Genomic DNA, 14126 nt, shown 5'->3' with positions numbered 1-14126 from the left:
AGTTTTCCGCCTGGTGAGAGACGGCGCGCGTCAGTGGGTTGGCTGAGTCGTTTCGCGCAGCGTGGTGAGCGTGCTGTCGTTGTTGCGCGCGTCGTCGTGGCCGCCCCTGGCTTCGAGCAGAGCGGTCAGGGCGCTGACCATAGTCTCGACACGGAAGCGCGCGTTGAAGGTAGCGGCCGCCTGCGTGCGCATCGCCGCGCGAGCCGCGTCGTCCAGTTCGAGCCAGCGCGTCAGATTCTTTTCCGTACCATCGACGGTATCCGCGGCCACCACCCCCGCGCCGTCCGCTTCGATTTCGCGCCACACGTTGACTTTATCGGAGATCAGCGCCGGCAATCCGCAGCCCAGCGCCTCGGCCACCGCCACGCCGAAATTCTCCTGATGCGACGGCAGAATGAACACGTCGCTCGCATGAAAAGCGCCCCACTTGAGTTCGCCCTGAAGCATGCCCGGCAGACTCACGCGATGCGCGATGCCGGCCGCCTGCGCCTGGGTACGCAGCGTCGAGGCCCAGCCGGTTTCATCCGGACCGGCGATCACGAGGTGCAGCGCCGGATCGCGGCCGGCAATGCGTGCGAAAGCATCGATCAGCAGGTCGCAACCTTTCTTCGCGTGGACGCGGCCGAGAAACAGCACGATGCGTTTGCCGCGCAGGCTCGGTATGGCTTGCAGGAACGCTTCGCGCAGCGGCGCCGCTTTGAGTTGCGGCACCGTCGTGCCGAACGGCACGATCCGTTCATGCACGCGGTACAGCCAGAACGACTTGCGTGCGCGCGTGCGTTCTTCCTCCGTCGTGAAGATGACAGCGCGCGCGTCGCGCAGTACGCGATACTCCGCCCACGGCCAATACAGCCATTTCTTCAGATGCTTGAGCGGGTAAGCCTCCTTGAACCACGGGTCCAGCATGCCGTGCACATACACGTAGTACGGCACCTCGCTCTTGTGCAGCGCCTTCCATGCCGCGAAGCCGTGGTATTGCCACAGGCCGTGCACGATCACCGCGTCATAGCGCTTCGCGTTGGCGGCGAGCCACGGCGCGAGGCGTTCGCTGAAGCTGTAGCGGCCTTTGGTCGGGCCGAAGACATGGACCGGAAAGGGGAAGGACGCAAGAAAGGCGTCGCGGGGCGCGTCGCAAGTCGCCACCTCGATCTCGTGGCCGGCTTCGCGCATAGCCAGGCCGCTGCGGCGAACGCCTTCAACGGGACCGCCGGCGCGTGGGTCGACGCTTGCTAGCAGGTGGAGGATCTTCATCGGGCGATATTCGGTCGGTTGGAGCGATGTCTGGGCGGCGAATGCGGGACGAGGGCGCCGAACTGGCCGGTTTCGGATGCGGAACTCGCGGTGCGCGATATGCCGAGCGTTGACGGGAGGTCGGCGCGGCCCATGCCCGGCTGGATCCGGCCGGGCAACTCCGGCATCGCTTCCGGACGCACAGACGGCGGGCTACGGAAGCGCCGTGCGCGTGCCGGCAGCGCACGCTGCAAACGCGCGTACGTGGCGATCATCAGGCCAAGCGCGACGCCGAAAATCAGCCCGGAAAATCGCGGCCCGAGCGGATTGCCGCCGATCGAGGTGGCCGGCAACGCGGCGAACAGCATGACGGCGCGCCCGAGCACCGGCAGCATCGGCGCGTCGGGCACGACCGAGCGCCAGTAGCGATATGAGAAGAAGCAGACCGCCAGCGCGGCGAGTGTGGCCAACGGCATGCCAACGCCGAACAGGAGTCCGCCCGCGAACAACTGATAGACCCAGAAGTTGTGGCCCGCGGCCCATTCGTTGATCGCGTAAAAGTCTTTCTCGCTGATCTGGCCGGCAAGGTCAGGCAGATAGACCGGCGAGTAGCGGTAGTAGTGGCCGTAGCCTTCGCCGAACAGCAAGGTCGTCGGGTCCGCGGTCACCTGATCGTACTGGTCGCGCATTTCCGCGAGACGCGTGATCGTGGTCGGATCCTTGCCGGAGCGGGTTTCTTCGGAGAAGAAGATGCGCTGCGCCCAGTGTTCGGCGACGGTCGGGAAAGCCAGGGCCGCTGCGCCGGCCACGCCGGCGAGCACCGCGCCAATGATCACAGTGCGGCTCATCGCGCGCCAGATATGCCGGATCGAAGGCGCGCTCAGCCCCATCGCGATCAGGAATAGCAGCACCGTGCCGACCATCACGCTGCGGGTCACGCTCAGCAATTCGATGATCACGCTCAAGGCGAAAATCGATACCGTGAAAAGCGAATAACGCTTTGCCACGATGAATTCGTGAAGCAATACGCCTTGCAGACCCAGCAATGTGACGGAGAGGATACGGAAGCGCACGTCGTCGAGATCGCCGCCCGTCGCCATGCCGTAGACCAGGGTGAACAGAAGGCTGATGACGTTGGCGACAAACAGGGCTTTCTCGAACTGGGCGATGCGAAATTCGCTCCACGGGCGGCACGCCACGAGATAGCCCAGTGTGAAGAGAATGAACGGCAGCAGCACGCGCAGATAGTTGCCGGTGTCGTTATCCTGAACGAGTTGCGCGACGATGCTGCCGACCACGCACAGAATCATGCTCCACGTGACGATCGAGCGCAGCCGCGAGCGCTCGTGAAAGCGCGGCGCGATGAGAAGCAGGGCAATCCCTGCGGCGATCGCCGGCAGCACGAAAATGAATTGCGCGAAGTGACCCGTATTCGCGTCCGTCGCCTTATAGTCGAAAGCGAGCGGCAGCAGAAAAAACCATATCCAGGGCGTTGCATACTGGTGGCGCATTAACGATTCCCTCCCCGTCGCCGTAGATTCGCCGCAGTCTATAGCGGACGGTCTCGCATCGGGTTATTTTGAAGGAATCGCTACGCCTGTTAGTTGGCTGGGCCGCATTCGTCGAACAATGCCTGGGTTTAGGCGTTAGCGGAAAGCGTAAGCTCTGCAAGACGCGCGCACACTTGCGCAGGTTGTCGGTGAATGCCTTGAAGTTGGCGCGCACGCACGCTTGCCGACACCGAATATGCAAAAAGGGCCGCGTGCCTTGCGAGAGAGACGACCGAGGGGAACAGCATGAAGTTATTCGGCGGGGCGGGACCCGCAAAAGCCGGACGGGCGATCGAACTCGACTTCGTCCGCGGCATCGCCATCATCATGGTGATGGGCTTTCACTTTCATGCGGTCCATACCGGCAATTACCTCATCCAGATTATTGAGTACCCACTGAAGAGTTTCGGCCGCGAAGGCGTGAACCTGTTCTTCACGTTGAGCGGCTTTCTGGTGGGCGGCCTGCTGCTTCGGCAGTACGCCGAAACCGGCCATGTCGATGCCCGGCGCTTTATCATCCGGCGGATTTTCCGCATCTGGCCCGCGTATTACGTGCTGATCGCCTTCCATGTGCTGGCCGGACGCCACCCGTGGAATACCTTCCTCGTCCAGAACCTGACGCACTTGCAGAACTACCTGGGCACGTCGATTACGCAGACCTGGAGCCTCGCCGTCGAAGAACACTTTTATCTGGTGCTGCCGGCGCTTCTGCTGATGTTCTCGCGCTGGCGTCTCGGCGCGTGGACGATCGTCAGCGTGCTCACCGGCATCTGCGCGGTGGTGCTCACAGCGCGCTGCTTCGCGGTGGCGGGCGGCAATCTCGACGGCGCCTTCGCTTACACGCAATACCGCATCGACAGCCTGCTGGTGGGGGTGATTCTTTCCGCGATCTACTGGATGAAACCCGGCGTCTATCATCAGCTCGCGAAGCGCAAGTGGCTGTTGATCTTCAGCGTCGTCCTGCTCTGCGCGTGGCTCGCATTCGCCACCAAAAACCTCGCGCTGGACGAAAGCATCGGCTACACGATCCAGGCGCTCGGATTCGCTGCGCTGATCGTGCTGGTGCTCGAATACTCGGGATCGTTGCGTACGTCGTGGATTTATCGTGGCGTAGCGTGGATCGGCCTGTATTCGTACGGTATTTACTTGTGGCATTCGCTCGCGCTCGCGCCCGGCGACATGCTGATCCGGAAAGCGACCGCACTGGGTCTCACGCCGAGTCTGATCTGGGTCGTCGCGCTCGCGGCGCAGTTTGCCATCGCGATCGCAATCGGCTATGTGACCACACGCGCCATCGAGTATCCGTTCCTGCTGATGCGCAATGCGCTGTTCCCTGAAAAGCGCAGCAGTTCGGTGCGCGAGGAAGTGCCCGCCGCTGCCGCCGGTGGGCAGTTATCCTGAGCATGCGCGACGCGTAGTTGCATATGCGGCTATAAACCGACGTCACATGTGACGAGGCGTCCATCGCACTGATGGACGCCTCGTTTTTTTGAAAAACCCGTTGCGCAATCAAGCCATCTGTTGCAGCAAGGTTTGCTTGAATTGCCCGAGCGTATGTCGTGACAGCAGGTCTTCACGCGCGGAGGGCATGGCCGGAGGGATGTGCGGCCAGGACGTCATGGTCTCGGTGATCGCACGGCCGATCGACGCGGAACTCAGGTCGCTCAGAATCGGCCCCAGTTCGCAGCGCCGGCTGAACCAGCCGATCAAACCGTCTTCAGTTGCGATCACCGGCTTGCCGAAACGGTAAGCCTGGACCAGCACGCCGCTCATGCCGTAGTGCCCCTTATAGCCGAGCCAGACCGCGTCGCACGCGGAGAACAGATCGCGCTCCATATCGTTGGAAATGAAGGCGTCGAGTACTAGCGGCGCGGGATTGAGGCTGCGCACGTGATTGCGCATGAAATGACGCGTGCCCGCATCCTGCTCGCCGGCGACGATCAGCGTGGGCGCATGCTCGAGACGCGTCAGCGCATGCACCAGTTCGTAGATGCCCTTGCGTTCCGTGATCGCGCCATACACCAGCAGGTAGCGCTGCCCGGGATCGAGCCCCAGACGCTCGCGGGCCAGCACGGGGTTTTCCGCGTGCTCATCGGGAAAAGGATCGGCCACGTAGGCGATCGCCGCGCTGTGTTTCGACGGGCTGCGCGCCGACCATTCCGGCAAGGTCGGATCGATCGTCAGCAGCGTGCGCAGGCCGGTGGTGCGAATCGCGCGCTTGAAGAGCAGCGCCTTGATCGCATTGACGACCGGACGATCGGGCGCCTTGATGCCGACCTTGTGATGATGGAATGTCGAGCGCATGGTGATGCCGATCCATGGCGTCTTGCCGAAAGGCGAGCCGAGAAACGGCAGCGAATAGAAAAAGTAATCGACGTAGGGGACGACCACGAGCCGGATCGACTGCATGCGGGTGATGATCGTATGCACGCGCTTGAAATAGCGGTGGAAGCGCCAGTATTCGTTGGGGTCGGGCAGGCGGTTGCGGGGCCGCTCCTCCGGATCGACGAAAGCGATCTGCTGATCCGGGCGGTTGGCGGCCGTGATCTGTCTTGCGAGCCGGTGGTCTTCGTTGGCGCACTCGGTCACGAGCATGCACGGATAGCCGGCGTCCGCGCAGGCCTGCATGATCCACTCGGCGTATCGCCAGCGGTGGCCAGTGAGATTCGGTTCCACGATCAGGACGTAGTCTTGTTCCATTGCGTCGGTAACCATTTGCGTTGCTGAAATAAGTACCCGAGCGCCGTTGCTCGCATGGCGCTGGCTGAACAACGTTAGCATCGCCGGAATCCGTGTAACTACTAATTTGTCCGGCTTTGTGGTTCAGCGTACTAGGGGTCGTCGCCTTAGGCCGAACCGGCCTAGCTGATGGCGGTTGTGGGCGATTCTCTCGCGGTATGGTCGTGTATGAAATTCGACGAAAAAACTCGCCAGCTTGCTGGCGCAAACTAACAAATCATGCGCTGGCGGCGTTCGCAGAGCGATCCACGAAATCGTTCCGCGCGCGACGGATTCAACGGCGCTCCGATTCGACGGAGGGATAGCTTGCGGGCGATCAGGCTTCCGGCGTTCTCGGTGGCGGGCAGCTTCGGCGCGAGTGCGGCGACGTGGGTCCTGCTCCAGCAGTTCGCCGTGCGTGGACTTGTAGCGATCAAATTTCTTGCGATTGGCCGGATGCTCGGACCGGCGGCAATCGGTAGCGTGAGTGTGGCTCTGCTCGCGGTGGCGATTGCCGAAGCGCTGTCCGATACCGGCCTCGCGCAAGCGGTCATTCAAGGCGAACATCCACCTTCGCGCTCGCAACTCGGCGCGGTGTGGACCACATTGACGGCGCGAGGCGTGCTCATCTCGCTGCTGCTGGTCGCGCTCGCCCCACTGCTGAGCAGCCAGTTCCACCTGAACGGCTCGCTGATCCTGATCCAGCTCGCTGCGCTGCTGCCGTTGCTGCGCGGACTGGCGTCGCCGGCTTATTACGTGGTGCAGCGCGAGCGGCGCTTCCAGCACATCGCGGGCGTGGAGGTGGCGGCGTCGTTCGTCGATTGCGCGGTGGGACTCGCGCTTGCGTATTTCGGCGCCGGTGCGTCGTCGGTACTGATCGGCCTCGTAGCCGGCGAAAGCCTGAAAAGCACGCTGACCTGGGCGACCATGAAACCGCGTCCGCCGATCCGCGCCGTGTGGTCGGGAATCGGCCACTATGTGGGGTTTAGCCGCTGGATCTGGGCCAGCAGCGTGATCAATCTGCTGCTCAATCAGTTCGACAAGGTCGTGGTCGGCAAACTGCTCGGACCGGCGCAACTGGGCAGCTATCAGATGTCGTCGCGGCTGGCGCAGATGCTGCTCGCCGACGCCGCGATCGCCATGTCGCAATACCTCTTTCCGACCTTCGCGGCGCATCATCGCCACAGTCCGCAGTCGGCCTCGCGCATCATCAAGATCTATTTGCTGGTGATCGCGCTCGGGCTCGCGGCTTTCGTCACGTTGCTCAGGCTGATCGCCGAGCCGCTCTTCTCGCTGATTCTCGGCGCCGCATGGCTGCCGGCGGTGCCGCTCTTCAGGATCCTCGTGATCAACATGGCGATCGGCGCGTTGATCGCCGTGCTCGTCGCCTATCTGCGCGCAGTGGGTGACGCGAAGGCGACCGTGCATGCGTCTGCGATTCAGGTGGTGGTGCTGCTGTTGAGCGCGCCGCCCGCGGTGCACTATTGGGGCGTGACAGGCATTGCGTGGTCCATGACGCTCGGCCTTGGCTGCGCCGCCGCGTGGATGCTGTTCAGGACGTTGACAGCAAGGACGTCGTGATGCGTGTCTTTCACCTGGTTCTTGCGCCGCGTCTGTCCGGAGCAGAAGTTCTGGCGAGGGACCTTGCGCTCGATCAGTGTGCCGAGGGCATGGCGGTGTGCGTGGCTTCGCTGTTGCCGGCGCATGCCGATTTCGCACCTTTGCGGAACGAGTTGGAAAGCCACGGCGTGCAGTGCTTCTTTCCGAAGCTGCGCCATCGTTCGTTCATCAAGCTGTGCCATTTGTTCGGAGCGGTGCGGCGTTTTCGTCCGGATGTGATCTTTGCGCACGCGACCATTCCGTCGTTTTACGCGCGCGCGTTGCCGCTGCGTGTGCCGGTGGTCTACGTCATGCATTCGGCGACCAACGACTTCGAGCGCCCGCTGTTCAGGCGCATCGAACATGTTCTGTCCGGACGTGCCCGAATGGTGATCGGTGTGTCCGAGCAGGGCGTGACGGATTACGTGCAGGCCATCGGGCCGCATCCTTCGATGACCGTGGTGCCGAACGGCGTGGATCTGGCGCGCTTCGCATTCACCGACGGCGTGGAGCGCGACGGCCGCGCGCCGCAGGTGGTGCAGATCGGCCGGTATGCGGCGGTGAAGAATCAACTGCTGACGGTGCGTGCTTTCAGCGAAGTACTCAAGCGCGAGAAAGACGCGCGGCTCGTGTTGTACGGCGTGATCGAAGACACCGACTACTGGCGCGCGGTCATTGCGCTGGCGCAGACGTTGGGCATCGCGGAGCGTGTCGCGGTGGCGGGCCCGCGCACCGATGTCGCCACCGTGCTGTCGGAGTCGAACGTGTTCGTCATGCCGTCGCAATCCGAGGCGCACAGCGTGGCGTTTCTCGAGGCGCTCGCTTCCGGCGTGCCGATCGTCGCGAGCAAGATTCCGGCTTTCGCTTTCGCGAGCGGATTTCCGGGCGTCCAACTGGTCGATACCGCCAACGTGCAGTGCTATGCCGAGGCGGTGATCGTTGCGCTAGGACAGGCGCGGGCGCAACGCTCGCTGGCCGGCCTGACGCTCAGGGATACCGCCGACCGCTATCGCGCGATCGCGCATCAGGTGGGTCTGGCCGTGTCGGCCCGCTAGCGCGGCGGGCGGACGCTCGGATCAATGATGGGTGCTCACGTCACGCGTCTCGGGCGCCGGCTCGGGTGCGGGCTCCGCGGGCGGGGGAATCTGGAGTTCCGTTTCGCGCTGCGCGAGTGTCACGAGACGCTGTGCTTCCTTGCTGCTCGAATCGATCTGCAGCGCGGTGCCAGCGTTGTGCGAGACGCATGTCCATCGCGCGATATATCCGCAGCCTCTTGCGAGGCTCAATAGCGCGTCGCGCTGCTGTTCCCGCGTGCTCAGCATGGAGCGCAGGTTCAACGCGTCGCGATTGTCCGGTTGCGCGGCGATGACCGCCGCAAGGCGCGCTCGGGTCGCCGACAGGTTGTTGCGCTGCAGATTGGCCCGTGCGGCTCTGAGATGCCGCGACACGTCGGCGCGCGGTTGCTCCGGCGGGTTGCCTGACTGTCCGCCCGGATTGCGCTTCGCCTCGGGTTCCACGGATGCGACCCGGCGCGAGAGCGGCGGCGAAGCGGCCGGCGGCGCAATCGGCGGCGAACGCACGGGAGCGGACCGCACGGCGGCGACGGTCGTGGCAGTCGTGGTGCGCGGTGCGGTGACTGCCACGGCAGGTTTCTGCGCGGCCGCAGGCGGCACGTTAGCGGGCGTCTGGACGACGACCGTGGCCGGCTTCTGTGCGACGACGGTGGCCGGTTTCTGGGTGACGGCAGCGGCGGGTTTCTGGACGATGACGGCGGCAGGCTTCTGAACAGCGACAATCGCGGACTTCTGCTGTGCGGCAGGCGTCGGCCGCTGCGCGATGGTGGCCGGCGGCTTCTGCGGAATGACGACGAGCGGCGCGACATTTTGTGTCCGCACCTTGCCCGACACCGCGATTGGCGTGCCGACATTCGAGTCGTTGCTATGGATGAAACCCAGGTACACCGCGGAGGTCACCACCAGCACCGATGCACCCAGCACGAGGGGCTGGCGCAGCCGCTGATAGGCGGATACGGCGACCTCGGGCTTCTCGACGAACTCGTAGGGATTGACCAGTGCGCGCGAGGACGGATTCCAGATTTTGCGTGCCGGCACACGGCTGTCGACGAGCGGCTGCGAGTCGTCCAATTGACCGTTCAGCGGGACTTTGAGCGAGGCAGGCGGCGCCGGACGCGCGCCGAACGAATCGGCCGGACGCCGATGGCACGAAGGACAGGGCGTGAAGCGACCGGCTAGCGGGACACCGCAGTGCCCGCATCGGAAGGGATCGTGCTGATCGGAAGTAAAGTCGCTAAGCATCGCCGTGTCGCAAAGGGGCGTCGAATGCCGGCGCCACAATCAGAAAAAACAAGGCACCGTAACGAGGCTTGCAAGCGGGGTTACTGTGCGACTACGTAACCCCGCGCTTGCATGCACGCGCCATACGCGGCCCAGTACTGTGTCATGGGCGGCTCGGGCGCCGGCAGAGGCGGCAGCTTCACGCTGGACGCCGCAGCCGTCTGCGCCGCGCTCGCGGCTGCCGTTTCCGAGGCGCTGTTGCCCGCGGTCGTCGCCGATCCCGCCGTGGCGGCCGTAGTCGTGGTGTCCGCCGATGTCGCGCTCGCCGCCGTCGGGGCCGAAGCCCCCTTCGCTGTCGCCGCCGTGGTCGCTACGGGCGCACTCGCGCCCGGCGCGGCGGCGGCCGGCATGCTCTCGCCGATCGGCGCGGACGAGAAGGTGCTGGGCGGCAACGGCGGCCGCGACGGCGCGCCGGTCGACGAAGTCTTGGTGGCAGCCGGCTTGCGCGGTGGAATCTGCGGCTCGCGGACGATGTTGACCTTGGTCTGTTTGTTCGCCGTCGCATAGCACATCGCGGAATCGATGCTGCGCTGATAAGGGCTTTGACTTCGGATTGGATAGGTGAGCGGCTGCCATGCGAAAGCAGCACTGCTAAACGCCAATAGCGTCAGTAGGGTATATGTTTTGATTTGCATCGCAGTCTCTCCCGCAGCGATGTTTCGCCTTTCGTAGGCAATGGCGCTTCGCGGTGTGTTCTATGCCTGCTAATTTTGCCGCTGGACGGCGGCTCATTACCGCGAAGGCTGCTTTGGTGAGCGTAACACCCTGTATTGTCAACGCAATACACTGGCATAGCGCGCGAAACCGCCATCCTGCAGTCGAATCAAGACAGATCGACGAGAAGTGGCGGAAAACGTAGGGGTATCCCCAGGCGATGCGGCCGTGCCGGTGTTGAATGCGCAGGCGCTTCTGCGTGCATGGCAAGGAGTCGGACATGAGGAAATGGCCGTACTGCTATCGGATGCTGTTGGCGGTCGCATCCGTGTCGCCTCCGGATGCGCCTCCGGGAAGGGACAGGGAGGAATGGCTTGCGGATCGCGCGGCTTACGGAACCGGCGGGAAGTGCCGCTTGCCGGTGTGCACCCGCAAACGCCGGAAGCGCTCTTTCTTGTGCTCTTCGTCGAAATGCGCAAGAGACGGTTTGATCAGATCGCTGCGCGACACAATCCCGATTAATTGCAACGTGGTGGAATCCGCAACCACGGGCAAACGTTCGAGACCGTGCACCGCAAGCCGTGTTGCGACGAGACGGCACGTGTCACCGGGCAGCGCGAAAGTGGCCGAACGGTGTCGCAATACGTCGGCGAGTTGCGAGTCGAACGTACTGTGCGCGTCGCCACCGCAGATTGTCTCCAGCATCGCGCGATCGACGACGCCCACCAGCGCGCCCTGATGCACGACCGGATACGCGCGATGTGTCTGCGTCGCGCCGAAGTACGTTGTTAGCGCTTCTGCCACGGACATGCTGCCATCGATCGTCTTGACCGCGCGCGACATCACCTCGTCGACATGGTGGCGCTCGAGTGGATCGACGCCGTATTCGCGGTAAATGTGATAACCGCGCCGGGCAATTTTCTCGGTCATGATGGAGCGCTTCATGACGACCGTTGCGAACCCATGCGCGATCAGTGTCGCGGCGAGCAGCGGCAACAGCGCGTTACTGTCGTGCGTGAGGCCGAATGCAAACACGATGGCGGTCAACGGCGCGCCCAACGTGGCGCCGAGCGTGGCCGCCATGCAGACGAGCGGCCACAGCGCGGGTTCGCCGCCCGGCAGCACGTGGCCGAGCAGGACGCCGAGTCCCGCGCCCAGCATGAGCAGCGGAGCGAGGACGCCGCCCGAGGTACCCGAGCCGAGCGCGACGACCCAGATGACCGCCTTCACGATGAGGATCGCCAGCGCGATCTGGATGGCAATGTGCTGATGCAGCAGATCGCCGATCACGTCGTAACCGACACCCAGCGCACGCGGTTCGAGAAAGCCGCCAATGCCGACGACAAGTCCGCCGAGCGCGGGCCACCACATCCAGTGGATTGGCAGCTTGCCGAACAGGTCCTCGACTTTATAAAGTGCGGCCGACAAGCCCGAGGCGAGCGCACCGGACAGCAAGCCGGCGATGACGCAGGACAGCAGCGATAGCGCGCCGGGCGGCGCCGTTTCAAGCGGAAAGAGCGGGCCGGTGCCGAACAACGCCGCACGCGCAAAACCGGCGACGGCACACGCAAGCGCTACCGGTAGAAAACTGCGCGGACGCCATTCGAACAGCAGCAGTTCGACCGCCAGCAGCACGGCAGCCACGGGCGTGCCGAACACCGCCGTCATGCCCGCCGCCGCGCCGGCCACCAGCAGCGTCTTGCGCTCCGCGGACGTGACCTTCACACACTGCGCGATCAGCGACCCCAGTGCGCCGCCTGTCATGATGATCGGGCCTTCCGCGCCGAACGGACCGCCGCTGCCAATCACGATGCCCGACGATAGCGGCTTGAGAATCGCCACCTTCGGCGACATGCGGCTCTTGCCGAACAGGATGGCTTCAATCGCTTCGGGAATGCCGTGACCGCGAATCTTCTCCGAGCCATAGCGCGCCATGAGACCGACGATCAGGCCGCCGATCACAGGGATGACCACCACCCAGACACCCAAGGTATTGACGGCCGGTGAACGGTCCGCAAACGAAAACTGCTGGAAGAAAAACAGATTGGTGAACAGATGAATCAGGCTCAGCAGCACGAACGCCGCGAGCGTGCTGAGCGCGCCGATTCCCGCGGCGAGCGCGGCAATGCCGGGAAGCCTCGCGTTGACGGAAAAATCGCGTTTATGGTGGTCGAGACTCATGGTGACTCAAATATCGATCTGGGGGACGCTAAACGCGCCTTTGAGCGACTTCAATTCGGCACGGTGCATCTCAGCGAGACGGGCGAGCACCTGCTCGCCGGCTTTCAGCAAATGAACCTCGACTTGGCGGCGATCCGTCTCGCTGACTTTTCTGCGGACCAGATCGAGCGCCTCGCAGCGGGACACCAGCGCAACCACGCCGTGATGCTGCGCCTGCAGCCGTTCCGCAAGTTCGCCAACGGTGGCCCAGTCGCGCTCGGGATAACCCTTGATGTGCAGAAGCAGTAGATACTGCAATGGCGTGATGCCTTCGCCCTGAGCAGCCTGCTCGGAAAAACGCTCGAAGCGCCGCATCTGATAGCGAAACTCGGACAGTTGCTCGAAGTTCGCCTTGGTCAAACCGCGCGTGAGTGTTTTCATTGAAGTGCCGTGGAGGAAGAGATAACGCGCGAATTATATCATGACGTGATATGTATGTCCGTGCTCGATCCCAGTATCGGCGACAGTGGCTATGCCGCGGTTCGATGCCTGGCGTAAGCCTGGCGATACAGACCCGCGATGAGATCGGCCTGTGTGATCATGCCGGCTAGCCGCTGTTGCGAGTCCAGGACCGGAATATGGTGGTGCCCGTAGTTCGCAAAAACCGGCACCAGTTCGACGATCGGGGTCGTTCCGTCGACTGTCTGAACGTCCGCGTTCATCAGTGCGCCGACGAGCGGCGCCGGAGTGACACTGCGCCTGAACCAGCGTTGCATGGGAGAAGTCAGGCCGGGCGCTTTGCCGAACGCCCGTTTGCCGACGAGGTCGGCGCGGGTCACGATGCCGATTACGTGTTGCTTCTCGTCAGTGACCGGAAGCGCTTTGATATGACGCCGTTTCAGCAGACTCCATGCGGCGGAAGCACGCGTGGTCGCCGACACGGCGACGAGCGAGCGCGACATGATGTCGGCGCAGGTCAGTTCATTGAACGTGCGGGCGTAGGCCTGTAGCTGGACATCGCGCAGCAGGGATTCCAGATCGTCCGTATCGATATCGAGCAATTCGCCGCGGCGGCTCAGCACCGCTTCGAGGTCCGCCCGCGTGAAACCTTCGCTCGACGCCGAAGTCGACGCTCCCGCGCCTTTAACCGAACTCGCCTGAGCGACGTGGGGGTATCGGTGTCCGGTAGCTGCGTGATAGACGATGGCGGCGCATAGCAGCGTCACCGACTGGATCGCAATCGGCTCGGCCACGAAGCGATAGCCCAGCGCATGCACCGCCGGACCGCCAAGAACCGCAGTCAGCGCAACCGCGCCTGACGGCGGGTGAACACAGCGCAGTGCAAACATCGCGCAGATCGCGAGCGCGACGGCCAAAGCGCCGGCGCCCACCGGATCGCCGATCCAGCTTGCACAGGCCACGCCGACCGTAGCAGAGACGATATTGCCGCCGATGATCGACCACGGTTGCGCAAGCGGACTGGCCGGAACCGCGAACAGCAGCACGGCCGAAGCGCCCATTGGCGCGACGAGCAACGGAATATTTGCCGCCGGTCCGAGAAGGACGTGCATGGTCCCGCCGGTAAACGCAATCCCAAGCAGTGCGCCGAGACACGATCTCAGGCGTTCTGGCCATCGGACAGCCATGGGATGGGGGGCGAAGCTGGCGAGCCAGCGGATGAAAGCGTAGCGGGACAAGGTTCGAATAGGAAAATGGAAGGCGGTGTCACATTAGAGGAGGCCACACATTACGGCCAAATCCCCAGGAAACGAAAGAACGCATCGTCATGATTATATTTCATTGTGATATAAAACTGCGCGGCGGGGCGCCGCAACGCAGCAGAAGCGGGCGGTGGCCGAGG

Annotated in this window: 11 protein-coding genes; 3 read left to right on the top strand and 8 right to left on the bottom strand. The window is 63.6% G+C overall.

The window, feature by feature from the left end; all coding sequences use genetic code 11:
• Positions 1-30: 30 nt before the first annotated feature.
• Positions 31-1251 (bottom strand): glycosyltransferase, encoded by a 1221-nt coding sequence (locus tag B0G82_RS02660; RefSeq protein ID WP_121306574.1) that lies wholly within the window; start codon positions 1249-1251, stop codon positions 31-33.
• Positions 1248-2741: a hypothetical protein gene (locus tag B0G82_RS02655; RefSeq protein ID WP_121306573.1), complete on the bottom strand. Its 1494-nt coding sequence runs from the start codon at positions 2739-2741 to the stop codon at positions 1248-1250. Before B0G82_RS02655 ends, B0G82_RS02660 begins: the two co-directional genes overlap by 4 nt.
• A 285-nt stretch (positions 2742-3026) precedes the next feature.
• Here B0G82_RS02655 and B0G82_RS02650 point away from each other — a divergent pair, with 285 nt between their 5' ends.
• Positions 3027-4181 (top strand): acyltransferase, encoded by a 1155-nt coding sequence (locus B0G82_RS02650; protein ID WP_121306572.1) that lies wholly within the window; start codon positions 3027-3029, stop codon positions 4179-4181.
• Positions 4182-4289: 108 nt separating this feature from the next.
• On the opposite strand, the gene B0G82_RS02645 is transcribed toward B0G82_RS02650, so the two are convergent.
• Positions 4290-5495 (bottom strand): glycosyltransferase, encoded by a 1206-nt coding sequence (locus B0G82_RS02645; RefSeq protein ID WP_121306571.1) that lies wholly within the window; start codon positions 5493-5495, stop codon positions 4290-4292.
• A gap of 330 nt (positions 5496-5825) precedes the next feature.
• Between B0G82_RS02645 and B0G82_RS02640 the strand changes: the two genes are divergently transcribed.
• Both B0G82_RS02640 and B0G82_RS02635 read left to right on the top strand, forming a co-directional pair.
• Complete coding sequence (locus tag B0G82_RS02640) at positions 5826-7079, top strand: oligosaccharide flippase family protein (RefSeq protein WP_121308592.1); 1254 nt, start codon at positions 5826-5828, stop codon at positions 7077-7079.
• The gene (locus tag B0G82_RS02635) at positions 7079-8152 is read left to right on the top strand and encodes a glycosyltransferase (RefSeq protein WP_121306570.1); all 1074 of its coding nucleotides are present in this window, start codon (positions 7079-7081) and stop codon (positions 8150-8152) included. Before B0G82_RS02640 ends, B0G82_RS02635 begins: the two co-directional genes overlap by 1 nt.
• 21 nt (positions 8153-8173) lie before the next feature.
• Here the strand turns inward: B0G82_RS02635 and B0G82_RS02630 are convergent, their stop codons facing one another.
• From B0G82_RS02630 to B0G82_RS02610, 5 genes are all read right to left on the bottom strand, one after another.
• Positions 8174-9241 (bottom strand): hypothetical protein, encoded by a 1068-nt coding sequence (locus tag B0G82_RS02630; RefSeq protein WP_241974459.1) that lies wholly within the window; start codon positions 9239-9241, stop codon positions 8174-8176.
• Positions 9242-9492: 251 nt separating this feature from the next.
• A complete protein-coding gene (locus B0G82_RS40350) occupies positions 9493-10086 on the bottom strand; it encodes a hypothetical protein (RefSeq protein WP_116142754.1) in 594 nt (197 codons plus the stop codon).
• A 409-nt stretch (positions 10087-10495) separates the two neighbouring features.
• Positions 10496-12286, bottom strand: coding sequence for a chloride channel protein (locus B0G82_RS02620; protein ID WP_121306568.1), 1791 nt, complete (start codon positions 12284-12286; stop codon positions 10496-10498).
• A gap of 6 nt (positions 12287-12292) precedes the next feature.
• Positions 12293-12706, bottom strand: a complete 414-nt coding sequence (locus B0G82_RS02615; RefSeq protein ID WP_106284409.1) for a helix-turn-helix domain-containing protein — start codon at positions 12704-12706, stop codon at positions 12293-12295.
• A gap of 89 nt (positions 12707-12795) precedes the next feature.
• On the bottom strand, positions 12796-13962 hold the full coding sequence (locus B0G82_RS02610; RefSeq protein ID WP_199730047.1) for an HPP family protein: 1167 nt from the start codon (positions 13960-13962) through the stop codon (positions 12796-12798).
• Between the last annotated feature and the right edge of the window lie 164 nt (positions 13963-14126).

The sequence above is a fragment of the Paraburkholderia sp. BL17N1 genome, assembly GCF_003634175.1.
In the GTDB taxonomy this organism is placed as follows: Bacteria; Pseudomonadota; Gammaproteobacteria; order Burkholderiales; family Burkholderiaceae; genus Paraburkholderia.
Note: the sequence above shows the minus strand (reverse complement) of the source record. Positions and strands in the feature narration are given on the sequence as shown.

Excerpts from the sequence above, each read along its gene's own strand:
- B0G82_RS02615 (WP_106284409.1), bottom strand. The coding sequence starts at position 12,706 with ATGAAAACACTCACGCGCGGTTTGACCAAGGCGAACTTCGAGCAACTG.
- B0G82_RS02660 (WP_121306574.1), bottom strand. The coding sequence starts at position 1,251 with ATGAAGATCCTCCACCTGCTAGCAAGCGTCGACCCACGCGCCGGCGGT.
- B0G82_RS02655 (WP_121306573.1), bottom strand. The coding sequence starts at position 2,741 with ATGCGCCACCAGTATGCAACGCCCTGGATATGGTTTTTTCTGCTGCCG.
- B0G82_RS02620 (WP_121306568.1), bottom strand. The coding sequence starts at position 12,286 with ATGAGTCTCGACCACCATAAACGCGATTTTTCCGTCAACGCGAGGCTT.
- B0G82_RS40350 (WP_116142754.1), bottom strand. The coding sequence starts at position 10,086 with ATGCAAATCAAAACATATACCCTACTGACGCTATTGGCGTTTAGCAGT.
- B0G82_RS02650 (WP_121306572.1), top strand. The coding sequence starts at position 3,027 with ATGAAGTTATTCGGCGGGGCGGGACCCGCAAAAGCCGGACGGGCGATC.
- B0G82_RS02645 (WP_121306571.1), bottom strand. The coding sequence starts at position 5,495 with ATGGTTACCGACGCAATGGAACAAGACTACGTCCTGATCGTGGAACCG.
- B0G82_RS02635 (WP_121306570.1), top strand. The coding sequence starts at position 7,079 with ATGCGTGTCTTTCACCTGGTTCTTGCGCCGCGTCTGTCCGGAGCAGAA.